This window comes from Ruegeria sp. HKCCA6707 (genome assembly GCF_013033515.1).
GTDB lineage: Bacteria > Pseudomonadota > Alphaproteobacteria > Rhodobacterales > Rhodobacteraceae > Ruegeria.
In genome coordinates, this window is sequence record NZ_WQEG01000003.1 from 174,263 (window position 1) to 198,156 (window position 23,894).

Consider the following 23,894-nt stretch of genomic DNA (forward strand, 5'->3'; position numbering starts at 1 on the left):
GGCTGACCCGACCCGAAGAGGACCCCGAAATTGGACGTAGATTCCAAATTCGCAACCATGATCATCGCAGATATCGCTGGCAGCACTCCATTGTACAATGCGGTAGGTGACGATGAGGCGCAGCGCCTGATTCAGCTCAAGATCGACCATCTGCGGCGCGTGCTGCTGTCTTTCGGAGGTGTGCCCGTTGGCCAGAAAGGCGACGATGTCCTAAGCTTTTTCGACGACCCAAACGCCGCGCTCAAAGCCGCCCTAAAACTGGTTGAGCCAGATGAGGAAACGGTTCTGCAAGTGCATGTAGGGATGCACTCAGGCCCCATCGTGATCGGCGAGCGCGGCATCTATGGCGAGGCGGTCAACGTCACCGCGCGCTTTGCCACGGCCGCCAACCCCGGCGAGGCTTGTGTCAGCGAGGCCGCCGCCAAGCTTTTGCACCCGGAACACCGGTCCATGCTCAAGCCCCTTGGGCGGCTCAGCCTGAAAGGCGTGGCCGAGCCCCTACCCGCATTCTCGCTTGTCGACCCCACTTCGGACATGATTTTCCAGACCCGTCTGCCCACGAATTTTGGACGGTCCGAGACCAACTGGAAACCCCATGCGGGTTTGACCCTGCATCTGCGCTATGAAGACAGTGTCTGGTGGTGTGGTGACAATGGTGAGCTGACCATCGGCCGCGCGCCCGATTGCGATGTCGTGCTGCAGCAACCCTGGGTGTCACGGACGCATGCGGTGCTGAGCATGAAGGCGGGCAAACTGATCCTGACCGACCGCAGCACCTCGGGCACCTATGTAAAATCCGAAGCGGGCCGCGAGATCAGGCTGAAACGGGAATCTGTCATGCTGGCTGATAGCGGCGTGATTTCCCCGACCATGCCGATAGACGAGTCTGAGGCCTGCCTGAGCTTTGAGATCCGCGGCCGGTCTCAGGTGCCGCAGAACGTGGCCTGAACCACCTCAGTCGCGCTGGGCGGACGGCGCAGATCCTCGTTTTCCGGCTGATCCAGATAGGGTTGCGCCAAAACAGTATTCAGCCGGTTAAACAGCGTATAATCCCCCTGCACCGCCGCCGAGATCATCTGTTCGATGCGGTGATTGCGCGGGATAAAGGCCGGGTTGGCCGCTGTCATTGTCACGATGGGGTCAGCCTCGCGTGTCAGGCGCGCCTGCCAGCCTTCGGCCCAGCTGTCAAAGGCTTCGGGATTGGTGAACTGATCACGGGCCGCATCGCCGCCCAACGCTCGGAAGGTATTGGTGAAATCTGCTTGTTCGTCGGCCATGCGTTTCAGCAGGTCCGAGATGAGCGTCTGATCCCCTTCCTCGAATGTGGTCAACCCGATCTTGGCCCGGAACCGCGCAAGCCATTCCGCTTGCAACAGGTCAGGCATGGCGTGAACGATCTCGGTCGCTTCTTCTACGGCGGCTTCCTTGTCGTCATATTGCTGGATCAGGGCCGTGGCCAGCTGTGCCAGGTTCCACACTGCAATGTCGGGCTGGTTGGAATAGGCGTAGCGCCCAAACTGATCGATTGAGCTGAAGACCGTATTGGGGTGATACTGATCCATGAAGGCGCAAGGCCCATAGTCTATTGTCTCTCCCGCGATCGAGCTGTTGTCGGTGTTCATGACACCGTGAATAAAGCCCACGCTCATCCAGGCCGCGATCAGGCGCGCCTGTGCGTCGCGCACATGGCGCAGAAGGCCCATGGGGCCATCAGCCTGCGGATAGTGACGGTCGATAGCGTATTCGGTCAGTTTGCGTAGATCGTCCAACTGCCCGCGCGCGGCAAAAACCTGAAAGGTGCCCACACGCAAATGGCTGCGCGCCACGCGCGTCAGCACCGCACCGGGCATCGGGCCTTCGCGCAGCACGACCTCTCCGGTTTCGACCGCTGCCAGCGCGCGCGTGGTCGGTACGCCCAGCGCATGCATCGCCTCGGACACCACATATTCGCGCAACACCGGCCCCAGCCACGCACGCCCGTCACCATTGCGGGAAAACGGCGTGCGGCCCGATCCTTTGAGCTGAATATCCCGCCGCTCTCCGTCAGTGCCCAAGGTTTCGCCCAGCAACACCGCACGACCATCGCCCAATTGTGGGTTGTAATGCCCAAACTGATGCCCGGAATAGAGCTGAGACAAAGGCTCGGCCCCCTCCGGCATGGCGTTACCGGCAAAGGTCTCGGCCATGTCCTGCACGTCACCCGGCGTGATCCCCAACAGGCGTGCAAGATCTGCGTTGAACGCAACCAGTCGCGGGGCGCGCACGGGTTCGGGTTTTTGCCGAGCGTAAAAGCTGTTGGGCAGCTGGGCATAGCTGTTGTCGAAGGGGATCGTCAGTGTCATGAGCCAAACATATGGTCCGCTTTGCCGATTGCCATAGAAGATTGCGCAACCCTGTGCATAATCAGCAGCAAAGGGACGGAACCTATATGAACGCGCAAGAGATCATCGACCAGTTGAACCTGCAACGCCATCCCGAAGGTGGTTGGTATGCCGAGACATGGCGTGCGGATAATGCAGGCCGCGCAACGGGCACTTGCATCTATTTCCTGTTGCAACAGGACGAGCGCAGCCATTGGCACCGGGTCAATGCCGACGAGATCTGGCTTTACCACGCAGGCGCGCCTCTGGTCCTGTCGATCAGTGCGACAGATCAAGGGCCTGCGACGGATCATGTGCTGACGCCGGACTTGTCTCAGGGACGCCCGCAAGTGGTTGTCCCGAAACATCACTGGCAAGCCGCACGCAGCACGGGCGCTTATACTTTGGTCAGTTGCACCGTGTCGCCGGGATTCGAGTTTCAGGGGTTTGAACTGGCGGCACCAGAGTTTGACATCCCGCGTGGCTGAACGACCGCTGCGCTCCGGACAAGCCTGCCGTACATAAAGGAGCGATCTTATGCCCAGCGCATTGTGCCAATTGTTGGATATCGAAAAACCGATCCTGTCGGCCCCGATGGGCGGCGCCGCCGGTCCTGACCTTGTGGCCTCGGTCTGCAATGCCGGTGGCTATGGCGTGATCCCGTTATGGGGCAAGCCGGTGGATCAGGTGGTAGAGGGGATTGCCGCCGTCCGCGCGCTGACAGATCGGAACTTTGCGGTCAATCTGAACCTCTCATTTCCCTATCAAGACCAGCTTGAGGCCTGTATCGACGCCAAGATCCACGCTGTTTCCCTGTTCTGGGGGATGGAGCCGTCGGCCTTTGCGACAGCCAAAGCAGCCGGACTTGTGGTTCTGGCCAGCGTGGGCAGCGTCGCCGAAGCCAGGGCGGCTGAGGATGCAGGCGCCGATGTGATCGTTGCCCAAGGCTGGGAGGCCGGTGGCCATGTCTGGGGGCAGGTTTCGACCCTTGCGCTGATCCCGGCAGTGGCCGATGCGGTCAAGCTGCCGGTGGTCGCTGCCGGGGGGATCGCCGATGGTCGCGGGATGGCAGCCGCGCTTTTGCTGGGCGCTGAAGGCGTTTGGGTTGGTACGCGTTTTCTGGGCAGCACCGAGGCAACGATTCACGACACCTATCGCCAGAGCATTCTTGACGCCTCTGAGACAGCGACGGAATGGTATTATGACCTTTATGACGTGGACTGGCCCGCCGCGCCGCATCGTGCGTTGAAGAACTCGACCTCGGAACATTGGCACACAACCGGGTCTGCAAGCCCGGGCAACCGTCCGGGTGAGCAACAGGTGATCGGACATCGCCCGGATGGCAGGCCGGTGGTGCGCTATCAAAGCTATACGCCTCTGCCAGGTACAGACGGAGATGTTGAGGCGATGTCGATGTGGTCCGGTCAGGGTGTCGCGCTTGTCCGGCAGATCATGCCTGCCGCTGAGATCGTTGAAGAGCTTTACCTGGATGCCAAGGACCATCTGCAAAACCGGCAAGCGATACTCTGAGCGCTAGACCTGGAACGGGGGAAATCCAAATGCTGAAGTTTGACGCGGAAACCACCAAAATTCTGGACATGGCCTATCAGGGCGCTGATGTGATCAAGCGCCGCCGGGCGTCTTTTGATGCGCTTGCGCCATGCCCGGGCGAGACCATCCTGGATATCGGCTGTGGCAACGGGCTGCTGACCGCAGAACTGGCCCGCGCGGTGGGGCCCGAGGGCAAGGTTCTGGGCGTCGATCAAAGCGCCGACATGTTGGCAGCGGCCAAGCAACGCTGTGCCGAGTTCCAGAATGTCGAGTTTCATGTCGGATTGGCCGACGCGTTGCCGCTGGCGGATGGCGTGGCCGACAAAGCCGTTTCCGTGCAGGTGTTCGAATATCTCGAGGACATGGAGCCCGCCCTGTCAGAGGCCCTGCGCTGCCTTAAGCCCAACGGCCGTCTGGTGATCAGCGATCTGCACTTCGACAGCCTTGTCTGGTTCAGCGAAAACGCCGAGCGTATGAACCGGATGCTGGCGTCTTGGGATGCCCATTTTGCGGCGGGTGACGTCCCTGCCCGACTGCCGGGATTGCTCAGAAAGCTGGGGCAAACGGTTGAGGGCGTCGAGACGGTTACGCTCACCGATCACGTGCTGAAACCGGATGGGCTGGCGGTGATGATGATGCATCTGATGCGACGCTTTGCGATCGACAATCAGCATATGCCCGTCGCCGTAGCGGACGCGTGGTTTGACGAGCAACACCACTTGGCGCAGCAGGGTCGGTTCTTTTTCTCGATCACGCAATTTGTCACGATAGCGCGCAAATCTGGCTGATTTCAAAGCCGTGTGCGTTGCAATAGCGTGCCATAGCCCGGTACCGGATCAGCGATCCCCGCCAATTGTAACGCCTGAAACACCATCGCCTGGTTCGAGGTGATGACCGGTTTGCCTACCGCCTGTTCCAGCCTGTCAATCACCTCGACACTGCGCATATCGGTACAGGACAGCACCAAGGCTTCGGCCTCGGGGCTATCCGCGGCGCGACCCAGGTCAAACACCGCGTCCGGGCCCATCGCGCCCTGCCCGTAATTGTCGAGCGCCTCGCGCACTTCCGAGCGTGCGACTGTTTCAATCCCGGTCCGCCGCAGAAAACCGATGGCCATATCGTTGATCTGCGACACATAAGGCGACGCAAACCCGATCCGTTTCACCCCCAGCGTCTGCAACGCATGCACAAAAGCCCCTGCCGCCGTCACGGTTTCCGCGCCGCTTTGGGCCTTGATCTGTTGGGCAAGGTTTCGATCGAACTCCGGCCCATGGGTAAGCGTGGCCGATGTGCAGCCATAAAGGATCACATCGGGGCGCACCCCCTGTAACAGGCGCAGTGGTTCGTCCAGATCTGCCGCACCCAGCCCGTGCATCTGGTCGGCATCCGGGATCTCATCCTGATCATAGCCGCCGATGCGCGCGAAATGCAGGGACACGCCATCCGGGCGCAACAGCGCCATGTCGGGTTCAAGATTGGTGTTGGTGAAGGGCACAAGAATGCCAAACCGGGCGCGCCCACGCGATTGGGTCATGATCCCTGCTCCTTGCTCTGGTGTTCCAGAATAGCTGCGGCTTTATCAAGCTGCGCTTCAGCCGCGATGGTCGCGCGCAGGCAGTGCCCCAGACCGACACCGCCTTGCGGACGTAGAAACACGCCTTCCGCACGCAACGCGGCATCCGCGCGTTGCGCCGCGTCATCGCTGGCAAATCGGATGAGCGTGAAATTGGTAAAGCTTTCTGGCACATCAAACCCGGCCGTTTGCAACCGGGCGCGAAACCCGTCGCGCGCGTGTCTGGTCAAGGCGCAGGTTTCCTCCATATATCGCTGATCTCTTACCGCCGCAGCAGCGGCGGCCTGACTTGCGGCAGGGATGTTGTTGGGATTCATGACTTTGCGCATCTGCGCGGCAATGGCAGGCGGAAACAACCCCCAGCCCACGCGCATCGCCGCAAGCCCATAGGCTTTGGACAGGCTGCGCAGGATCACAGTGTCGCCGCGCGCAACAAGATCAAACATGGGCTCGGCCAGATGGTCCGCGAACTCGCCATAGGCCTCATCGATCACCAACAGCACCGACGCGGGAATCCCTTTGCGCAGCCGGATCAGGTCGGATCGCGAAATGCGGGTGCCTGTCGGATTGCCCGGGTTGGCCAGAAACAGCAGGCGTGTGTCGGGCCGGATGGCGTCGATCAGAGCATCCACGCAGGCATGCCCGTCCCGCTCTGGCGCTGTGTCGAACCGCGCCCGCACCATCTGTGCAGCCGTCCGAAAAAACGGGTACGCATGGGCCGGAGCCAAAACCGCCGCTTGAGGCCCGGCGAAACAGCGTGCCAGACAGGCAATCAGGTCCATCGACCCCGCCCCGCAAAGGATGTTACTGGCCTCCAGACCATAGGTTTCAGCGAACGCCACGCGCAGTTCGCCCCAATCGGGATCGGGGTAAAGGTGGCCTTGTCCAATGACCTCTGCCGCAGCCTTGATCGCCTCCGGGCTGGGCGGGCGCAGGCTTTCGTTTTGCGAAAGCGAAATCAAAGGCTTCCCCGCCGGTGCCTTGAGCTGCGCCAAGGTATAGGGTGACATATCGGCGATATGAGGCACGGGCTGGATCATGGTTCTACCCCATATGTCTTTTGCGCCGCCTCGGGGCTGATCAGATCCTCTTGCAGATCGCGCAGAACCTCGGCCTGGTCGCGGCTTTTGGGATCGCCAAACCCACCCCCGCCGGGCGTTTCAAAGATCAGCGTGTCTCCTACGGGGATGCGAACCTCACCTTTGCCCGGCAAATCCTTGCCTTGCAGACGGATGCGCCCGGCGGCCCCGGGCTGGCCGCCAAAGCGGCCCTGCGCCGGGTTCTTTACGCGCTCGACCGACAGAAACAGCATCAGGTCTTCTTGCTTGGCCGCGCGCAAGTCGATCCGTTGCCCCAAGCCGCCGCGCCTCTGCCCCGGCCCGCCGCTGTCTGTCCGCAGCTCTCGCCGCGTGATCAATACGGGGGCAACCGCTTCGGTGGTTTCAACCTGACTGCCCCAGACGCCCGACGGAAACGCTGTGGCCGAAAGCCCGTCCAATCCGGGCCGCGCACCGGTTCCACCGCTGAACACCAGCTCTGACGCAAATTGCGTATCGCCGCGCGAGACAGCTTCGGGCGCGTGGCGCAAGGGCAGATCATACATGCAGGACGCGCCTTCGGCGGGCACCGCGCCCGGCAAAGCTTGGGACAGGCAGCCATACACCAGATCGGGTGTCATCTGCCCCAATGTATGACGCATCGCCACAGGCGCAGGCGGTTGCGCGTTCAAAATACAATCCTTAGGCCCAGAGACAACGAACGGCGCCAAAGATCCTGCGTTATTGGGAATATCCGGCCCGATGATGCAGCGCAGCGCAAAAACCGAATAGGCAGTTGCATAGTTCAGCGGCACGTTAATGCCCTTGTTCGACAGGCCCGATGTGCCGGTAAAGTCCAGCGCGACCTGATCACCTGATATCGTCAACGCTGCATGCAGGTCGATCGGCCGGTCATACCCATCCACGGCTAACTGACTACGCCAGGTGCCCTTTGGCAGTTCGGCAATGGCCGCCAGAGTGCCGCGATAGGAGGTGTCGATAATGAAATCGGCCAGCGTATCCAGGTGATCGATCCCAAACTCGGTCATCATATCAGCCAGACGGCGCGCGCCCGTTTCGCAGCAGGCGATCAGCGCATAGATGTCACCTTCATTGGCGATGGGTTCACGCGAATTGGCCTTAACGATCTCAATCAGCAACGTATTGAGCGTACCGCCCTCCACCAGCTTACACGGGGGGATCAGCAAACCTTCGTCATAGATATCCTGCCCTTCCGGCCCCATCCCCAGACCACCCAAATCCACCAGATGTGAAGTGCAGGCCGTGAAGCCTATGACGCGGGTTTTGTAAAACACCGGCATCATCAGCAAAAAGTCATTCAGATGCCCCGAAGCGATCCAGGGATCGTTGGTCAGGTAAATGTCGCCGGGCTCCATCTCTTGCACCGAAAAGCGGTTGCGCAGCGCCTTAACTGCTTCTGCCATCGTGTTGATATGCCCCGGCGTTCCGGTGACGGCCTGCGCCAGCATTCGCCCCTGCACGTCAAAGATCCCGGCAGAAATATCCCCGCATTCGCGCACGATGGGGCTGAAGGCGGCGCGGATCAGCGCCTGACCCTGTTCTTCGACAACGGCCAAAAGACGGTTCCACATAACCTGAAGCGCGGTATTCGTCTGGGTCATTGCTCGTCCTTTCTGTCGCGGATCAGCCAGATGTTGTGGCCCCCATCGATCTGCGCCGTGAAATCTGTGCTGACAAAGGTGGTTGTCTGCGGCTCGACAATCAGAGCCGGGCCTTCCAGCCAATCTCCGGGCCTCAGCGCGCTGCGGTCGTAAAGGTCGGCCTGACGCCATGAGCCACTGACCTCGCACAGAATGTGCCTGTGCCCGACAGGTACGGCCCGTTGCGACGTCTCGGGTTGTACCTGCGGGCTCAACACCTCGGCTTTGGTAGACACGTCCAACGCCCAGTTGAGGATCTCAATCTGCATCCCCGGCACTGCGCGGCTGAACTGACGGCTGTATTCTGCCTCAAACGCCTGACGCAAAGCACAAATGTCGTCCGACCGCAGCGCCCGATCCGGCAGAGCAATCTCGATCTCATGCCCCTGCCCGTGATAGCGCATAAAGGCCTGGCGTCGGCAAAGCAGGCGACCCTCCGGAGCCCCGGCGCGGACAACGGCTTGCGCCTCGTCGATCATCGCGTCGAAGAATTGGTTCAAGTCGTCCAAATCCAAATGATCGAGCTTTGCATAGCGCGACCGGATGATCTGAAACGAGACCGGCGCCAGCAGGAACCCGACAGCCGAGCCCACGCCCGGATCATTGGGGATGACGATGCGATCGACCTGAGACCGGCGCGCCACGCGGGTTGCGTGCAGCGGCCCGTTGCCGCCAAAGGCGATCATGACGCGGCGACCCAAATCTTTACCGGATTCGACCGCATGCATACGCCCGGCGGCGGCCATGTTTTCATCCACGATGGTGCTGACCCCATGGGCTGCGTCAGCGGCAGACAGGCCCAAGGGCTTACAAACACCGAAGGTCAGCGCCTGTTCGGCGGCGTCTGTGTCGATGGTCAGACGCCCTTCGGCAAACCGGTCCGGGTCGATCAGGCCTTGCGCGATGTCGGCATCCGTCACCGTTGGCGCCGTGCCCCCTTTGGCAAAAGCCGCGGGCCCGGGATCAGAGCCCGCGCTTTCGGGGCCAATCTGCAACCGCCCCAGCCGATCCACATGGGCGATGGATCCGCCGCCCGCACCAATCTCGATCATCTCGATCACCGGAATGCGTACCGGCATGCCCGAACCTTTGATGAACCGCGCAGCCCGCGCGATCTCGAACTTGCGGGCGGTTTGGGGGCGAAACTCATCGATCAGGCAGAGCTTGGCGGTGGTGCCACCCATGTCAAAAGACAGAACCTCTGACGCCTCGATCTGGGCGGCAATGCGCGCGGCCAGAATGGCACCGCCCGCCGGACCAGACTCCACCAACCGGATCGGCAACCGGGCGGCGGTTTCCATCGTCGTCATACCACCGCCAGCGGTCATCATCAGGATCGGGCAGCGCAATCCTTCTGCTTGAAATCGCGATTGGAAATCATGCAGATAACGCGCCATCTGCGGTTGGATATAGGCGTTTGCAACCGTTGTGCAGAGCCGGTCAAACTCACGCGCCTCGGGACTGACCTCATGGCTGAGCGAGATCACCAAATCTGGCAGGGCGGCGCTTAGCAGCTCTTTCAACTGCAGCTCATGGTCGGGATTTGCGTAAGCATGCAGCAAGCAGATCGCAACGGCCTGCGCGTCACAGGCCTGCAACGCCTGCACAAGCCGCGCCACATCCGCTCGGTTCAGCGGTTCAATCTCCTGCCCCTGCGCATTCATCCGCCCGCCGATGGTGAAGGCCCGAGACCGTGGCACTAGCAGGTTTGGCTTGACCAGATTGATGTCATATTGGCTGTACCGCCGCTCATACCCGATCTCAAGGATATCGCGGAACCCTTCGGTCGTGATCGTGGCAACACGCGCCCCGCGTCGTTCGATCAGCGCATTGGTGGCCAGAGTTGTGCCGTGAATGAACCCGGTGATCCCGGCCCAGTCTGCCCTGGCCTGCGTCATCACGCGACGCACGCCGTCCAATGCACCCAGGCTTGGGTGGTCCGGCGTTGTTGGCGTTTTGGTTGTGGCGCGGATTTTGCCGGTTCCGTCCACCAAAACCGTGTCGGTGAAGGTGCCGCCGATATCGACGGCCAGGCGCAATCCTGTCATCTCGTGCATCGTGTGAACTCGGTCAAGTGAAGATCGAAAATCCACCGCACCCCAGCGAGCGCGGCCGGTCATCCCTGCGATTGGTCAGGCGACCAAGTCACATCCGGTGGCCCGGCGTCCGAGATTTTCAACAGATGCAAGCACGAGTCGTACACCATCTTTGATCATTGCGCTGGTAGGAATGCTGGCGAAGGAACAGGATTTCTGTCAATAGAAATCTCAACCTCACAAGATCAAAGATACCGTCACCTACTGCAAAACCTATTTTTTACAGGCAACTGACTGGCATAATTAAAGTCGGGCCACTGCTATACAAACGGTGTTCTCTTGACCCGGATCGCCACATATCTAACCTGCGGCCATGGATCACCGTGCGCTCATCGCTTCGCTTTCCGCCCAGACCAAAGCCGCGCTGCAACAACGCTCGAACGCTGCTGGGCTGAAACAGCTTGCGCTGCACTTTGCGCTGATCGCTGCATGTGCAGCCGCAATCGCCGCAAAAACTCCACTTTGGCCGCTTCTGATCCTGCCCCAGGGCGTTCTCTTGGTCTTTCTGTTCACGCTCAGCCATGAGTGTACGCACAAAACCCCGTTTCGCAGCGGCCGGTTGAACGAGGTCGTCGGCCATCTGGTCTCAATCCCTATCGCACTGCCTTTCACCTGGTTTCGGTACTACCACCTAGCCCATCACAGATGGACCAATGACCCCGAAAAAGACCCCGAAATTGGTGGCAAGCCCCGGCCCGACAACTGGCCAAGTTTTTTGATCTATCTGAGCGGTTGGCCCTACTGGAGCGGTATGGCAAAGACGTTGGTTTTGAACGCCTTAGGTCGGATCGACGCGCCCTACCTGCCGCCCCGCCAACACCGCGCCATGCGCATCGAGGCCCGCCTGCTTTTAGTGCTTTACGCGGCAGCGGGCCTCAGCCTGTTTTTCTCGCCCCTGCTGTTCTGGATCTGGATCCTGCCGGTTCTGGTCGGGCAACCTGCGCTCAGGCTCTACTTGTTGGCTGAGCACGGCCTCTGCCCGCCTGTCGCCAATATGCTCGAGAACTCACGCACAACCTTTACCAACCGGATCATCCGGTTCCTGGCCTGGAACATGCCCTACCACGCCGAGCACCATGCCTTTCCAAACGTCCCTTTTCATCACCTTCCGGCCCTGCATCGACAGGCCGGACCGCATCTGAAATCTACCTCAGAGGGATACTCGGCGTTTACGGCAGAGTATCTTCGAACAATGGAACCGTGAAAAAGCCTGTAAAAGCCGGGCAACCACCTGAAACTGCTTGGCCGAGTGTAATTCGTTTCACTGAACCACACACTGAAACAGCCCTATGACCCCAAAGCATACACCCAATTGCATTTGAAGGACGTGAAAATGAAAACCGAAGAAGCTGAAAAAATCGTAAAAGGGCTTAAAAACAAAAAGGCAAAAACGAAGGCAATCAAAGATGAAATCGTCGGAACCAAGGCGACGAAACTGGACAAAAAGCTGACAGAGAGCCTGGGAGGCGTATTAGGAGCGGATTTGTCAGGGGTGCGGATTCACACGGGTGGCAATGCTGCTGATCTGTGTAAAGCTCTGAGCGCAAAAGCCTTTACCAATGGAAAAGACATCTTTTTTGCAAAAAGTTCGGACGCCAAGGACAAAAAACTGATTGCGCATGAGCTGACCCATGTGGTTCAGCAGGCGAATGGTCGTATGCCGAAGCCGATGAAGGGAAAGGTACTGGTGTCCAAGTGATCAGCAGAGCTGCGGGTCAGGTTCATTCTTCGACGACCAGACAGCGCAGATCACGCTAGCCGAGTGCTGCTTACGACACCTCCACCCACCAACGCGCTCACCCCCGTCGTTCCGGGGCATGAGGTTGGCAAGCCCCGCGCCACTCGGACCGCGAGATAGGCGAAGGCTTGGGCTTCGAGCATGTCTCCGTTCAGGCCCACGGTTTCGACCGGCTCAACCGGGCAGTCCAGTGAGACGCGCAGCATTTCCATCAGCACCGGGTTGTGACGTCCGCCGCCGGTGACCAACACGCGGGTTGGGGGTTTGGGGCAATGGGCCATGCCTTGTGCCACGCCCGCCGCACACATCGCGGTCAGTGTGGCGACCGCATCTGCATCGGGCAGTTCGCTCACCAACCCGACCATGCGGGCAAAGTCGTTTCGGTCCAGTGATTTGGGTGGCATGCGGGCAAAGAAGGGCTCGGCCAGAAACCGTTCGAGCGCACCAGTTTCCACCGCCCCACCTCGCGCGATTTTGCCGTCGCGATCCATGGGTTGCCCCAATCGGGCCTGCACCAGATCATCAATGGGCGCGTTTGCGGGGCCGGTATCAAAGGCCAGAAGCGCACCGAGGGCTTCGGGGCCGTCAAAGCTGGGGTCGATAAAGGTCAGGTTTCCAACGCCGCCCAGATTGAGGAAACACAAAGGCCGGGTCGCGCCGATCCACTTGGCACAGGCAAAGTGAAAGAACGGCGCCAGCGGTGCGCCCTCGCCCCCCATCGCCACGTCGTCGCTGCGGAAATCCCAGACAATCGGCACACCCAGCGCCTGGGCCAGTCCGTCACCATCCCCCACCTGCAACGTCCCACGCCCGCGCGGCTCATGCGCCAGGGTCTGACCGTGAAAGCCGATCAGATCGATCTGATCGAACTCGGACAAGGCCTCGGCATGGGCAAAGGTCACCAACTCGGCGGCGGCGTCCACATCGGGCCCGTGCCATTGACCCAGAGCTGTACGCAATACGACGCGTTCGGCGTCGGAATAGGGCCGGTAGCCGGTGTCGCCAAAACCATGGATCTGGTGTCCATCGGTTTGCAGGACAGCCGCATCCACACCGTCCAAAGATGTTCCCGACATCGCCCCCAAGGCCGCGACGACACCTGTTTTGCTGATGACCCGGCTCACGCTGCCCTCGCTCTTGCTGCCCCGTTATCCGGGTGTCTTGCACAATGTTTCGCGTCAAGCGACATCTAAGGCAAGCAACATCGCATGCGCGCCGTGTTTTTCTTGCCGAAACTGCCTTTTCCTTGCACCGTCCGCCCCCTATACAGTGCCGCGCAACACATACCCAAAGGGCACGACATGACCTACCACCCCAAATCGGATTTCATCGCCACGATGATCCATTTGGCACGGTGTGTCGCTTCACTCGCTGGAGTCATGTCGTGCCCTTGGTCCTTTCAGCGCATTGAAAAAAGGGCCAAATCTGCATGGACGACTCAAAAAACCGCAAGCTTGAGCGCATAACTGAAAAAACGCTTCGCAATCTACCTTCGCCTCAGAATGGCGAGCTAACTTACACCATAGCTTACACCAGAGGTTTGACGATCCGGGTTCGAAGCACCGGATCAAAGGTGTTCTATGCGAGGCTATAGAACCCACACGCGAAGAAAACTGTTAGGCGCAAATTGGGAGAATGGCCAGGCATGTCATGCTCTCTCGCGATCAAAGCGCTCGACAAGCTGAAACGTGAGCAAGAGGAGGCTGATTGGGCAGAGCCTAGAGTTCACCTTACGATGGCTCAAGCTTACGCGTACTACCTGAGAAAAAAATCCCAAGAAGGCAAATCGACTTCGTTTCTCCAACAAATAGATCAGGCATGGAGATGCGTTCCAAATGAACTTAGGAGAACACTACTCGACCAAGTGCCCTTGTATCGCCTTGCTGATCTCGTAGCCGAGGTCGCAATCGAACGAAAAGGCACAGCGTTTCATGTAAGACGGTTACTTAAGGCGATCTATAAGTTCGCGCTGACAAACGAATGGTGCAGCAAAGACAGGGCACTAGCAATCGAACCTGTGGCTCTCCAGCCTAAACGGCTATTGGTAAGCAACGAACAAATCGCGAGAGTTCTGGAGGTTGCGAACCTACCTAAGGGATCAAGTCTGTCACTAACCACAAATGCGATATAGTGCCTTGGATTGTCAACATTTCTGTCAGAAAATATTGAGTGGTAATACGAATAGTTCACATACCCGTGCCCCCCGTCACGGGAGGGGCAAAGGGTGTGTCTAACACAGTCCAATAGGCGGATGCGATGAGACCTGTCCACAATGCGCCTTGAGCCGTGCTCTCAGCCCCAACCCGATCCATCAAATCCGGCATTATGGGAAAGACAATACCGATACCCATCGCATCGATCAGCAGTGTGAGCAGTATGAAGATGAACGGGCCAGTGAATTTCATTGCGCGGGTTGCTTTTTGGGGACTTGATCAGGTTCAAGTAGCCTCCCGATTTTGTGCTTCAAGCAAAAACCTCAACCTTTCTAGCCGGTTACTAGATTCGCAGTTTGCTGCACTAAACGACTTTGAGTTTGGCCGGGCCGATGTCGGCTTAGTCCGCGAAGCGGCAAATTACCCATCAGCTGTCCTACCACTTCTCTCCGAACGGGCGAATGTCGAGCTCGAAGGTCCATGCCGATTTGTCTTGGTGTGCGAGCATTAACGCAGCTTCTGCAATATGCACGGGATTGATAAAGAACTCGTCCGGTTCGTTTGGCGCAAAGTTCGTCCGAGTGTCCTCCGTATCGATTACGCCATCGATAACAATGTATGCCACATGAACGCCTTTCGGGCCTAGTTGTTTCGCGAGAGCGTTCGCTAAGACACGCTGGGCGGACTTGGATGGCGCAAAGGCCGTTGTCCAAACGTTGCCTCGAAGTGCCGCAGTGGCTCCTGACACAATAATTGTGCCTGAACCGCGCTCAGACATTTGCGGCCCGAGAAACTTGGCCGTCGCAAATAGACCCAATGCGCCTACGCGCCAGCTTTGCTCGAATTGGGTTTCCGACACTTCATCGAGCGTGCCGAATTGAGCGAGGTCAGCGTTGTAAATCGCAACGTCAATCTGGCCAAGTTCGCTCTGGACTGATTGCAATGCCGCCTTGAGACTGTCCGGGTCTCCAGCGTCACAGGCAAAGGTCTTCACAACCGGACCAGTCGCACCGTCTCCGCTTGTACCCGCGCCCGACCTGTTTAGAAGCGCGAGGTCATGCCCGGCTCTCGTGAATACTTCGGCATACGCGGTCCCGAGGCCCGGCCCAAAGCCGATGATCACACAGACTTTTCCACCCACGTCAAAATACTCCCTCGCTATAGTTGCTAGGTGGTCATCGTATCACATGAAATTCAAATAGAGCAGCGAACAAGAGCCCTGTCCCGCTTGGCGGTTAATCGTGGATTCCGCAGCTTTGGTCTGGATTGAGCCCAAAGCGGAAATTTAAATGGATCTATTGCTAGAAAGACTTCAGCCATCAAAACAAGTTGTCCCCGTCTGACATCCGCTATCACGCAAAAAATTCGACACAATCAAATTGTTGATTTTGTCCTGAGTCTTTGACTTAGTACTAGGCGGAACTCACAGGGGAAGAACAATGAAGAGAATATTGATGCCCACTGCTGTATTGTTTGTGACTTTGACTGTTGCAGCATGTGAAGATACTGGCGGCTCGACTGCGTCATCGGAACTGACTCCTGCCCAGCAGGCGTGTCTGCGTGATGTCGCCAATACGACAAACAATTCGCAAGTCGTGGTGCTGTCGTCTGCGTTTAGCGAGGCGGGAACACAAGTAACGGTCGGCGTTGGCGAGGATCGTGCTCCTTGGAATTGTATTGCCTACAGTGATGGCGCGACAGCTGGTATCGAGTTCTTGGGCGACGAAGGCGCATTGTGATCAATATGGTGCGTGGCTGAACACGGCCGCGCAACACTGGCTTGCTCTTCAGAAAGTTCGACTTGGTTTGTAGAATAACCAACATCGTATTCGCGATCTTTTACCTGCTGGCTTTGTTTGTGTTCTTGACTGGTACATTTGGCTGGTTGGGACAAGAAAGAGACCCTTTGTCTGGGGTGTTCCTTTTGCCGTTAGGATTGCCTTGGATACTTGTATCGGACTTGGTTTCAGAGCCAGTCAAACCGTGGTTCGCAGCGATTGCACCCGCACTCAACCTGTTGGCATTGGTCTTAATTTGCAGATGGGCACGCGGTTGGCGCCAGAAGTGAAGGCGGAGCTCTGTCTCACCAAAAGGGAGGAAAACATGGGAAAAGTAATCTTGGGAATTGTGATCGGGCTCGTCCTTGGCGTGGTTGGGGCGATGACCTTGGGTGGCGGGGCCGCGGTGGGTGTCGGCGTTGCGACAGGCTTGTCCGCCGGTGTCTGCACCACACTGAAAGGAGCACAAGCCGAGAACCTGATCACCGCCGAGCAAGCGGATCAGATCCTCAATCGCGTGAATTCCGAGATGGCGTCACTGCAGGGAATTGAAACGACGGGCGAGATCGTCGGTAGCGCACAGGCATGCGATGAGTTTCTGTCAAAGTTAAGAGAAGCGAAGTGAAATCACCTGATCCTAGTTCAAAGAAGGGATTGATTTCTAAAAGAAAGGAACTTGTTGAATGCATTTTGACTTGGCGCATGCAGTCGTAACCGTACTACTACTAGTGGCAACACTCTTTGTACTTCAAATGTCAGGAATCATTAAAGAAGAGGAACGTCGCAAGTTTAACTGGAAAGTAGTTGTCGCGATGGCCGTTGTTGTTTTCCTGCTGAATCTAGTATGGCCGTACGGACCATGACCTGATGAGCAGCAGGACGCTGAAACCTACTGTTTGTTACCAATTTGCTCTATCCACTGTCGGCAAGCTGCGTTTGATGTGCACATTGGGCATGTTGACGATGATCGTTTTGAGCGGATCAGCATTCGCGCAAAGTGCGTTTGAGATTGTTCCTGGTCCCTGCGTTGTACCCGTCCCAGATGAAGCAGAAATTACCTCGGATGTGTCTTGCGGCACGTTTTATGTTCCTCGGGACCGCTCCTACCCTAACGATGACTTAATTGGCCTACCTTTCGTCCGTGCTTCCCAAAAAAGGGAAGCGGCAGATCCGCCAATGTTTATGCTGTCAGGCGGACCCGGATCCTCGCTTTTGACTGAAGGGATTTACGCCGTCTTCTCAGACCCAATGCTCGGCCCGTTGATCGCGACCCGAGATATCTTTATCCTAGAAGAGCTCGATTCCAAACACAGTGTACCTTCTTTGGATTGCACACCCTTCCATCGTCTGCCGTGGCGTGCTGTTGTGGAAGACAAAACCAAATCAGATACTACAAATTGGCTTCGTGACGCTATTCAAACTTGCAAATCTGATGCTGAAGCTGACGGTATTGATTTGACCAAATTCAATAGCTTGCAAATGGCACAGGATTTAGACGCTGCTTGTGAAGCCTTTGGATATGAAAAAATCGCCGTCTACGGTGCGTCTTATGGAACACTTCTGGCGCAACACTACGCTCGTATGTTCGGCAACAACCTTGAAGCTCTCATACTTGACGGCGCAGAGACACCCACGACCCAAAACTGGGCGGAAAACCGGGCGATTGCCGTAGATTTCTCGATTGGGCAACTCGCAACGCAGTGTTCCGCCGAGCCAAAATGCGCGGCAGAGTTCGATCTGCTTTCTCTGGTTCAAGAGGGAATTGACCTATTTCAAGAGGGCCCGATCCCAACAACCTATGTGAACCCGAAAGACGAGACAGAGACTTTAACCTTCAGCATCTCCAAGCAAAGTTTCGTTGAGTTTGTGTTTGAGCGGCAAAGCGGTCAGATCTCAGTCGGCAGTCTACCGGCCATACTGACACTCTTACTTGCCGATGGTCGTGCAAGCTTGTCAGAGGGGCTCGGCCCAATCATCGGACAAGCAGCGCTGGAAGCCAGGGACACACCTGCTGGCAATCTTGCGTCGTTGATGCACTTCACAGTCGTCTGTTCTGAAGATCCGGTCAATTCTACCGAAGACGTCAAGACAACACCTGACACGAGTGAATATGCTTCGTTGTTTTCTGGGTTGGTAGGTGAACAGTACAATACTGCCTGTGAAACTTTGGCGCTTCCAGAGCTTTCGCCTGATACAGATGAGCCGCTCAGAGCCGACGTTCCGACGCTGATACTGACAGGCCAATTAGATGCTAGAACACCAGCATTCCTTGCTGACAAGGTCGAGGAGTCTCTGCCGAACGCGCAACAGTTTGTTTTTCCGTCTGGGACGCATGTCCAGATTGGGGAATTCAACCGTTGCGCGGCTTCACTTTTAGTCAAGTTTCTTGCCGACGTTTCAAACGTGGTTTCTGCGCCCTGCCTAAACGAACTTGAGCCAGTGAACTTCGTTTTACCAGATGGGTCTTTGTCGAGGGATTAGAAATTCGGGACACGTTGATCTTCATTTGGAAGCTAAGCAACAGAGAAAGGCAAATCTGAAGTCAGAAATATGCCCGCCACAACCTTGGGCCAAACGAAACTATAACGATCATTCAACAGGGGCCAACTGATGAAGCTCAAGATACTCAAACTCCTCACACCCGTCTTCGCAATCGCGGGTACAGCTGCTTTTGCAATATCAGAAGCCGACGATGCGTGTATTGACCATTTGCGGCAGGTGGGAGGACCAGACGGTCAATCAGGTACGATTGAAAGCTCGCAGTTCTCGGAAGCCGGTACGCTGGTCATACTGCGTGATGCAGGTGGAACACTCTGGCGCTGTATCGCGTACAAGGATGGAAGCATCGGCGAGATGTCGGTTGTCGAAGCTATGGATGATGGCGGTGGAGCAATGGCAGGCGCCGCCGGTTCTACCGGTAGCCAACGTGTCAAATTCGATGCTGGCTCCACCGGCGCCGAACTCGTTGGTGAACTCGCGCCCGGCGCCTCTCAGCAATATGTTCTGGGTGCCAAAAACGAACAGTTCCTCTACGTCCGCGTTGCTCCGCGAAATGGCTCCTTGGACTACGTTATTCGTAACCCCGATGGTACTGAACTGTTGGGATTGATGTCGGCGGACAAAGAGTATCGAGGACAGCTTTGGCAATCTGGTGATCATGTTGTGGAGGTTATCAATCGCAGCAACTCTTCCGTCAGCTACAACGTAATTTTCGGAATTGAATAGGTGATCGACTAGAACCCCCGAAACGTATCCCCCAAAAAGCTAGGAAAAACAGATGAAATCCAAAGTACTATTTGTGATCGGCACGATGTGCATTTCTGCGCTTGCAGCATGCGATGAGAGTAGCGGTTCGGCAGATGCAAGTGCACCAACTGTGGGCAGCTCTAGCGATCTTTCTTCATTTGAAGGGGCAAGAGCGGGCCAAGCTGAAATGGGTATTCAAAGTCTCGGGTTTGAACTCATCCGAAGCGAAGGGCTGACCTCGTACTGGTTTAACAAAGATACCGGTGCCTGTGCTCGGATCACGACATCCGAGGGAAGGTACTCAGATGTAGCTATGCTGCCATCAGGTGATTGCTAACACATTTTCATCAATCTCCAATCTGAAAGAAGGAGCTCGCACTTGCACTTTGACCTGGCACATGCGGCGGTCATCATTGCCGCTCTAGTTATGACAAATCTGGCTTTGATATCGGCTGGCGTGATCAATGAAGAAAACAAACACCAATGGAACTGGAAAGTTGTTCTAGCCTACTTCGTGGTCGTCGTTATCATCAACCTGGTGTGGCCCATTTAAAGTTTCATAACGTTAAGTTAACCGCCCACTTGAAATGGTTATCGTGAACCAGCCCTTTCGAGAGTTTATCAGGTCGGAAGAGTGTAACCATCAAGTGCTCAAGAATAGGAAGGAGCTGGCATGCGGTTTTTGATGTCCCTCATATTCATTGGTGTTTTCGCAACCGCTGCCAATTCTGACGTGACCAGTCGAAACGGCGGCCCAAGCAACAGTCAAATGCTCTCAAAGGGTGGTGACGGAGGCATCGATGGCGTCGCTTTTTTTCGCCCCGTCTTAAGCGGAGTATTGTATCGCTCTGGTTTCAAAGGCGGCGACAAGGAGCGAACGGGCCTAAGTGAAGGTCAACGCGAAACTCTGTGCGGTGAAGGGTTTTCAACCGGGTTCTACGCCGACTTTGGTAAAAACACTGAATACGGTCGCACCAGTTGCGGAAACGGATCCTTTGACTATCAAAGCGCCAGATCCTCCCGACCCGGTGCTGTCATGGCGTCCATACACGAGGTGATTGAAAACCCCGGAAAAGGCCCTGTCCTGGTGCACTGTATGTGGGGCGTTCATTCCTCAGGTGCATTGTCGGCAATGGCGCTCGTTCAGTTTTGCGGTTGGACGGAAGAAAGGGCCAAGGAATATTGGAATGATGCCCGAAACGGGGCGCCATGTTCAGGCGGATGCGACCAGTGGATTGACTCAAAATTCTCCAACTTCAGCGTCGACCCAAAGTTGAAGATCTCCACCGAACAACAGGCAGCGATTTGCCCTAAGTGATACCTGGAGGACTATCTAAATGACTTTCAATCTTTTGTGGTCACTTGCTTTCATTGCACCCACTGCCTTGTGGGCGAGCGACGATGTTCTCGGTGAAGCCACGACATTTGATAGTCCCAATGGTGTTACGGAACGCTGCATTCGGATCGAAAAAGTTCCAACGGGCGTGTACATGAATAGCGATCTTGAGGAAGAAACGGCCTATTGCGAGATTGATTTTTATGCCTCCGAAATTGCTATTTGTCCGAAAACCTGGAGCACCAGCCCAGGAATGGCCGTCTACGATATCTCGGAAGGACCCTACACGGGGAACCGTTCTGAGTTCGAGAGAAACGCTTGCAAAGAGGGGAAGGCCGCGAAAGATCTGGCCAAGGACAGGCTCGCCAAATTCAAGTCCACCATGAACCAAAAAGGCACCAGCGGAACGTTTTCCACCTCGTCGTTGCTTTACTATCATTTCTCCAGATATTTCGACACGACTGTCAGAGTTCCAGTCGCCGTTTGGCGTAGCATGGACGCCCAGGCGCATTTTTCCGAAGTCGCAGAGCCTGGCCTTGCGATCTCTGGTGGTTCGCATGGTGGGCGCATGAATCACGAAGGCTGGCGGGTCTTCGCAGCCGCGGATGCTGACCCGAACTCATACCAACCGACCGATGATCTATTCACCGCAGACCGAAAGCAAATATACGGTGTTCTGCTTGATAGCCCTGGACATCGCTACGGCTCGGAAATCAACGGCACCCGAAAATCTGGCTGGGGAAAAGGACAAAACCGTGATTTTCAGGAAACCCCCGCTTTCTTGGCTTTGCGTTCTTCAAAACCCTTGTCAAAGGCCATTGTAGAGGGCGTCAGAGAAGGTCGAAGAGACCGGATGATCAACAAGGATCTCGGTCCCGATGTCAGCGACCAACAGATGGCATTTTGGATGCAAGAACTTACCGAGATTGTTCTCCTCGATTTCATCTTTAGCCAGCAGGACCGCGTAGGAAACATAGACTTCACACCCTATTGGTATTGGGTCGAAGACGGAAAGCTGAAGCATAAGAAAGCCAAGCACCATGAGCCAAACGATGGAGACGTTCCCGCCAACGCGTTTTTGATCCGTCGCAGCAATCTGAACGACAACGATGCTGGTGGGCGTGTCGAGTATGCCAACTTCGCGAAATCTACACAAATGCTGGAGAAAATTCGCCACTTCTCTCCAAGTACATATCGGAGCTTGGTTGCATTGAATAGTGACCTTCAAACCCAAGACTCGGTCTATGACTGGCTATCGCAAAGCTTTGGGTTGTCAGAAAGTCAGATTGCACAAGTTGTCAAAAACACTGCACTGGCAACGGCCATCCTCCAGAGCAATTGTTCAAATGGCGATCTGACGTTCGACTTGGATCCTGTCGCATTCTTTTTGAGGAACGACACCGAGGTAGAGGCTGTGGACTGTTATGAACCGTAGGTGTTCTGCTCTTATTGTGGTGTTCATTTGGACCGCTCTGCTCGCCAGCAAAGCGGCGGCATTGGATGTTATCGTCATATCAGATCTGAACGGAAGCTATGGTTCGGTAAAATACGATGCCCGCGTCGACAAGGCGATTGAGCGGATAGTCGATATTGATCCAGATCTGGTTATTTCGACCGGAGATATGGTTGCGGGACAGCGCATTCCCAACTTGTCCGACAAACAGGTCAGGGATATGTGGAAGGCGTTTCACGAGGCCGTATCAGATCCTTTAGAGGCTGCCGGCATTCCATTTGCGGTCACGCCAGGAAACCATGATGCCTCTGCGTACCGTGGGTTCGAGCGTGAAAGAAAAATATACGCAGAGGAATGGACTCCGAGAAAACTAGACGTCGATTTCCTGGTTTCGGATGACTACCCGTTCTTCTACGCTTTTGAGATGCAGGGCGTAACGTTTGCGTCTTTGGATGCAACGACCCTAGGACCCTTGTCCGGTGACCAGCAGGACCGCCTACAGGAACTGGGTGCAGACGGAAACCCGATTGTCACTTTCAGTCACCTCCCACTTTGGCCGTTTGCGATCCAGCGCGAACGCGAAATCATCGGTGACCCAACACTTGAAAAAGTCTATCTGGAAAGCGGTGTTGTTCTGCATCTGTCAGGCCACCATCATGCCTTCTATCCCGGTTGGAAAGACGGTGTCGCTTACGTCTCCCAAGCTTGTTTGGGCGGTGGCCCGCGACGGTTAATCGGTTCAAAAGCCAGGTCGCCTCACAGCTTCACTCATGTAACGTTCCAGCCAAACGGAGAATTTGGGATTGCGGTATATCGAGGACCTGATTTCGAAAGGTCAGTAAATTTCAAGTCGCTCCCAAAAGAGATCAGATCTCCGAATGCAGTGTTGAAACGCTTAGACCTTGTCAAATGACTAGAGGTTGAGTTTCAGTTCGACCTTTTCTGGGACCAGATCGTTTATCATCTCTTCGATCCGGGCTTCTGAGAGTCCTCCTGAGGTGATGAAAAGCAATGAAACGCGAGATTTTCCTGGGACGTGGTGTTTTCTGACCAGCTTCCAGCCAGCGTCTGCGGCCATCGCTTCAATGTCTCCGCTGACTTTCAATGAGTGTTCTTCATCTGAAGCTTTGAGCGAAACTTCCACGCCCTTGTTTCGCCCTCCGAGCCAAATGAAGCTCCAACACACAATCGCCACCAGTGTGGCCATCAGCGGTAAGCCCAAACCGACGGCAAGACCAAGAACCGTTACGATTATCATTTCGACTGTATCGACCGGATCATCCAGATTGGAGCGGAACCTGAGCAACGCACCGATGCCAAAAATAACGAAACCAATCATTGACCCGTGCTGGACCACCAGGAATCCCACAGCCATTCCAATTAGCGCGTATAGGAAGAACAGTCTGGGCATAACCAGATCGCTGACACTTCGGCGCGCTTTACGTCGTACGGGATGATAGACAATCAATGCGGTCAAAATGATCGTTACAATGACGTCTAGCGTGAAGAAGTAGAGTTCCTGCTTACCACGGAACTGAGTCCAGCCTCGTTCAATCACTATCTCTGACTCGGACGTTCCCGCAAGCAAGGAAGCAGGATCAATCTGAGAATAGCTAACGCTAGGCAAAAGCACCGCCAAAAGGACCAATAATATCGAAAATAGCTTACTCAAAAGTCTTTCCCTCCCGCTGTACCGTCTAAATGTCGCTGCGAAGTGAGTAACTTGACGCAATCGTTCCACACCTCGCGATGAAGCCGCACTCCCATAGATTAATTCAACCTTATGAATTTGGTTCCGGTAAAGCCTTGCGGGATGAAACATCAAACTTCCGCCAAATACTGTGTTAGGTTGGACAACATCGATTTTTGATCGAGTATGAACTAAGTCCAA

General features: G+C 56.2%; 24 protein-coding genes and 1 pseudogene. 16 read left to right on the plus strand and 9 right to left on the minus strand.

Annotated features, from left to right (window positions below; all coding sequences use genetic code 11):
* The first annotated feature begins 30 nt into the window (after window positions 1-30).
* On the plus strand, window positions 31-948 hold the full coding sequence (locus GOW40_RS09350; protein ID WP_171129896.1) for an adenylate/guanylate cyclase domain-containing protein: 918 nt from the start codon (window positions 31-33) through the stop codon (window positions 946-948).
* Here the strand turns inward: GOW40_RS09350 and GOW40_RS09355 are convergent.
* Entirely contained in the window at window positions 924-2,342 is a 1,419-nt protein-coding gene (locus tag GOW40_RS09355; RefSeq protein WP_171129898.1) for a YdiU family protein, read from the minus strand. The two genes, GOW40_RS09350 and GOW40_RS09355, sit on opposite strands and share 25 nt — an antisense overlap.
* An 86-nt stretch (window positions 2,343-2,428) precedes the next feature.
* Here GOW40_RS09355 and GOW40_RS09360 point away from each other — a divergent pair, with 86 nt between their 5' ends.
* From GOW40_RS09360 to GOW40_RS09370, 3 genes are read left to right on the plus strand one after another with little or no spacing between them, the layout of a single operon-like run.
* The gene (locus tag GOW40_RS09360) at window positions 2,429-2,848 is read left to right on the plus strand and encodes a cupin domain-containing protein (RefSeq protein ID WP_171130488.1); all 420 of its coding nucleotides are present in this window, start codon (window positions 2,429-2,431) and stop codon (window positions 2,846-2,848) included.
* Window positions 2,849-2,897: 49 nt separating this feature from the next.
* Window positions 2,898-3,890 (plus strand): nitronate monooxygenase family protein, encoded by a 993-nt coding sequence (locus GOW40_RS09365; protein ID WP_171129900.1) that lies wholly within the window; start codon window positions 2,898-2,900, stop codon window positions 3,888-3,890.
* 29 nt (window positions 3,891-3,919) lie between these two features.
* Window positions 3,920-4,699 carry a methyltransferase domain-containing protein gene (locus tag GOW40_RS09370; RefSeq protein WP_171129902.1) on the plus strand — a complete coding sequence of 260 codons (780 nt, stop codon included), beginning with the start codon at window positions 3,920-3,922 and terminating at the stop codon, window positions 4,697-4,699.
* Window positions 4,700-4,701: 2 nt separating this feature from the next.
* On the opposite strand, the gene GOW40_RS09375 is transcribed toward GOW40_RS09370, so the two are convergent.
* Genes GOW40_RS09375 through GOW40_RS09390 form a run of 4 tightly spaced genes read right to left on the minus strand, consistent with a single transcriptional unit; the run spans window position 4,702 to window position 10,260 of the window.
* The gene (locus GOW40_RS09375; protein ID WP_171129904.1) at window positions 4,702-5,445 is read right to left on the minus strand and encodes an aspartate/glutamate racemase family protein; all 744 of its coding nucleotides are present in this window, start codon (window positions 5,443-5,445) and stop codon (window positions 4,702-4,704) included.
* Window positions 5,442-6,524: a histidinol-phosphate transaminase gene (locus GOW40_RS09380; protein ID WP_171129905.1), complete on the minus strand. Its 1,083-nt coding sequence runs from the start codon at window positions 6,522-6,524 to the stop codon at window positions 5,442-5,444. The genes GOW40_RS09375 and GOW40_RS09380 overlap by 4 nt, the downstream gene beginning before the upstream one ends.
* Complete coding sequence (locus GOW40_RS09385) at window positions 6,521-8,164, minus strand: hydantoinase B/oxoprolinase family protein (RefSeq protein WP_171136432.1); 1,644 nt, start codon at window positions 8,162-8,164, stop codon at window positions 6,521-6,523. The genes GOW40_RS09380 and GOW40_RS09385 overlap by 4 nt, the downstream gene beginning before the upstream one ends.
* On the minus strand, window positions 8,161-10,260 hold the full coding sequence (locus GOW40_RS09390) for a hydantoinase/oxoprolinase family protein (RefSeq protein WP_171129909.1): 2,100 nt from the start codon (window positions 10,258-10,260) through the stop codon (window positions 8,161-8,163). Before GOW40_RS09390 ends, GOW40_RS09385 begins: the two co-directional genes overlap by 4 nt.
* 352 nt (window positions 10,261-10,612) lie before the next feature.
* Here GOW40_RS09390 and GOW40_RS09395 point away from each other — a divergent pair, with 352 nt between their 5' ends.
* Together GOW40_RS09395 and GOW40_RS09400 are read left to right on the plus strand one after the other, a co-directional pair.
* Window positions 10,613-11,503 carry a fatty acid desaturase gene (locus tag GOW40_RS09395; RefSeq protein WP_171129911.1) on the plus strand — a complete coding sequence of 297 codons (891 nt, stop codon included), beginning with the start codon at window positions 10,613-10,615 and terminating at the stop codon, window positions 11,501-11,503.
* Window positions 11,504-11,632: 129 nt separating this feature from the next.
* Entirely contained in the window at window positions 11,633-11,998 is a 366-nt protein-coding gene (locus GOW40_RS09400) for a DUF4157 domain-containing protein (protein ID WP_171129913.1), read from the plus strand.
* A gap of 50 nt (window positions 11,999-12,048) precedes the next feature.
* On the opposite strand, the gene GOW40_RS09405 is transcribed toward GOW40_RS09400, so the two are convergent.
* The 3 genes and pseudogenes from GOW40_RS09405 to GOW40_RS09415 form a co-directional block, all read right to left on the minus strand.
* Window positions 12,049-13,161, minus strand: coding sequence for an anhydro-N-acetylmuramic acid kinase (locus GOW40_RS09405; protein ID WP_171129915.1), 1,113 nt, complete (start codon window positions 13,159-13,161; stop codon window positions 12,049-12,051).
* A 1,119-nt stretch (window positions 13,162-14,280) separates the two neighbouring features.
* Window positions 14,281-14,442, minus strand: a pseudogene (locus tag GOW40_RS09410) (MFS transporter); the annotation flags it as partial.
* 184 nt (window positions 14,443-14,626) lie between these two features.
* Entirely contained in the window at window positions 14,627-15,331 is a 705-nt protein-coding gene (locus GOW40_RS09415; protein ID WP_171230942.1) for an SDR family NAD(P)-dependent oxidoreductase, read from the minus strand.
* Between the two features lie 298 nt (window positions 15,332-15,629).
* On the opposite strand from GOW40_RS09415, the gene GOW40_RS09420 reads away from it, so the two are divergent.
* The 10 genes from GOW40_RS09420 (at window position 15,630) to GOW40_RS09460 (ending at window position 22,916) form a co-directional block, all read left to right on the plus strand.
* The gene (locus GOW40_RS09420) at window positions 15,630-15,929 is read left to right on the plus strand and encodes a hypothetical protein (protein WP_171129919.1); all 300 of its coding nucleotides are present in this window, start codon (window positions 15,630-15,632) and stop codon (window positions 15,927-15,929) included.
* Window positions 15,930-16,293: 364 nt separating this feature from the next.
* Window positions 16,294-16,593 carry a hypothetical protein gene (locus GOW40_RS09425; RefSeq protein WP_068337406.1) on the plus strand — a complete coding sequence of 100 codons (300 nt, stop codon included), beginning with the start codon at window positions 16,294-16,296 and terminating at the stop codon, window positions 16,591-16,593.
* A 58-nt stretch (window positions 16,594-16,651) separates the two neighbouring features.
* Complete coding sequence (locus tag GOW40_RS22050) at window positions 16,652-16,831, plus strand: hypothetical protein (RefSeq protein ID WP_217352275.1); 180 nt, start codon at window positions 16,652-16,654, stop codon at window positions 16,829-16,831.
* A gap of 91 nt (window positions 16,832-16,922) precedes the next feature.
* Complete coding sequence (locus GOW40_RS09430) at window positions 16,923-18,449, plus strand: alpha/beta fold hydrolase (protein ID WP_171230943.1); 1,527 nt, start codon at window positions 16,923-16,925, stop codon at window positions 18,447-18,449.
* 129 nt (window positions 18,450-18,578) lie between these two features.
* Window positions 18,579-19,193 (plus strand): hypothetical protein, encoded by a 615-nt coding sequence (locus tag GOW40_RS09435; protein ID WP_171129923.1) that lies wholly within the window; start codon window positions 18,579-18,581, stop codon window positions 19,191-19,193.
* Between the two features lie 52 nt (window positions 19,194-19,245).
* Window positions 19,246-19,551, plus strand: coding sequence for a hypothetical protein (locus tag GOW40_RS09440; protein WP_254444386.1), 306 nt, complete (start codon window positions 19,246-19,248; stop codon window positions 19,549-19,551).
* Window positions 19,552-19,593: 42 nt separating this feature from the next.
* Window positions 19,594-19,767 (plus strand): hypothetical protein, encoded by a 174-nt coding sequence (locus GOW40_RS09445; RefSeq protein ID WP_171129925.1) that lies wholly within the window; start codon window positions 19,594-19,596, stop codon window positions 19,765-19,767.
* 120 nt (window positions 19,768-19,887) lie between these two features.
* Window positions 19,888-20,532, plus strand: coding sequence for a hypothetical protein (locus GOW40_RS09450; RefSeq protein ID WP_171129927.1), 645 nt, complete (start codon window positions 19,888-19,890; stop codon window positions 20,530-20,532).
* A gap of 19 nt (window positions 20,533-20,551) precedes the next feature.
* Window positions 20,552-21,985, plus strand: coding sequence for a hypothetical protein (locus GOW40_RS09455; protein ID WP_171129929.1), 1,434 nt, complete (start codon window positions 20,552-20,554; stop codon window positions 21,983-21,985).
* Between the two features lie 19 nt (window positions 21,986-22,004).
* The gene (locus tag GOW40_RS09460) at window positions 22,005-22,916 is read left to right on the plus strand and encodes a metallophosphoesterase (RefSeq protein WP_171230944.1); all 912 of its coding nucleotides are present in this window, start codon (window positions 22,005-22,007) and stop codon (window positions 22,914-22,916) included.
* On the opposite strand, the gene GOW40_RS09465 is transcribed toward GOW40_RS09460, so the two are convergent.
* Window positions 22,917-23,675: a hypothetical protein gene (locus GOW40_RS09465; protein WP_171129934.1), complete on the minus strand. Its 759-nt coding sequence runs from the start codon at window positions 23,673-23,675 to the stop codon at window positions 22,917-22,919. It abuts the gene before it with no gap.
* Window positions 23,676-23,894: the final 219 nt, after the last annotated feature.

Bases quoted from the DNA above. Each gene is read 5' to 3' on its own strand.
- GOW40_RS09365 (WP_171129900.1), top strand. From the start codon at position 2,898: ATGCCCAGCGCATTGTGCCAATTGTTGGATATCGAAAAACCGATCCTG.
- GOW40_RS09400 (WP_171129913.1), top strand. From the start codon at position 11,633: ATGAAAACCGAAGAAGCTGAAAAAATCGTAAAAGGGCTTAAAAACAAA.
- GOW40_RS09390 (WP_171129909.1), bottom strand. From the start codon at position 10,260: ATGCACGAGATGACAGGATTGCGCCTGGCCGTCGATATCGGCGGCACC.
- GOW40_RS09425 (WP_068337406.1), top strand. From the start codon at position 16,294: ATGGGAAAAGTAATCTTGGGAATTGTGATCGGGCTCGTCCTTGGCGTG.
- GOW40_RS09455 (WP_171129929.1), top strand. From the start codon at position 20,552: ATGACTTTCAATCTTTTGTGGTCACTTGCTTTCATTGCACCCACTGCC.
- GOW40_RS09370 (WP_171129902.1), top strand. From the start codon at position 3,920: ATGCTGAAGTTTGACGCGGAAACCACCAAAATTCTGGACATGGCCTAT.
- GOW40_RS22050 (WP_217352275.1), top strand. From the start codon at position 16,652: ATGCATTTTGACTTGGCGCATGCAGTCGTAACCGTACTACTACTAGTG.
- GOW40_RS09395 (WP_171129911.1), top strand. From the start codon at position 10,613: ATGGATCACCGTGCGCTCATCGCTTCGCTTTCCGCCCAGACCAAAGCC.
- GOW40_RS09430 (WP_171230943.1), top strand. From the start codon at position 16,923: ATGTTGACGATGATCGTTTTGAGCGGATCAGCATTCGCGCAAAGTGCG.
- GOW40_RS09360 (WP_171130488.1), top strand. From the start codon at position 2,429: ATGAACGCGCAAGAGATCATCGACCAGTTGAACCTGCAACGCCATCCC.
- GOW40_RS09440 (WP_254444386.1), top strand. From the start codon at position 19,246: ATGAAATCCAAAGTACTATTTGTGATCGGCACGATGTGCATTTCTGCG.
- GOW40_RS09355 (WP_171129898.1), bottom strand. From the start codon at position 2,342: ATGACACTGACGATCCCCTTCGACAACAGCTATGCCCAGCTGCCCAAC.
- GOW40_RS09435 (WP_171129923.1), top strand. From the start codon at position 18,579: ATGAAGCTCAAGATACTCAAACTCCTCACACCCGTCTTCGCAATCGCG.
- GOW40_RS09420 (WP_171129919.1), top strand. From the start codon at position 15,630: ATGAAGAGAATATTGATGCCCACTGCTGTATTGTTTGTGACTTTGACT.
- GOW40_RS09380 (WP_171129905.1), bottom strand. From the start codon at position 6,524: ATGATCCAGCCCGTGCCTCATATCGCCGATATGTCACCCTATACCTTG.
- GOW40_RS09385 (WP_171136432.1), bottom strand. From the start codon at position 8,164: ATGACCCAGACGAATACCGCGCTTCAGGTTATGTGGAACCGTCTTTTG.
- GOW40_RS09450 (WP_171129927.1), top strand. From the start codon at position 19,888: ATGCGGTTTTTGATGTCCCTCATATTCATTGGTGTTTTCGCAACCGCT.
- GOW40_RS09375 (WP_171129904.1), bottom strand. From the start codon at position 5,445: ATGACCCAATCGCGTGGGCGCGCCCGGTTTGGCATTCTTGTGCCCTTC.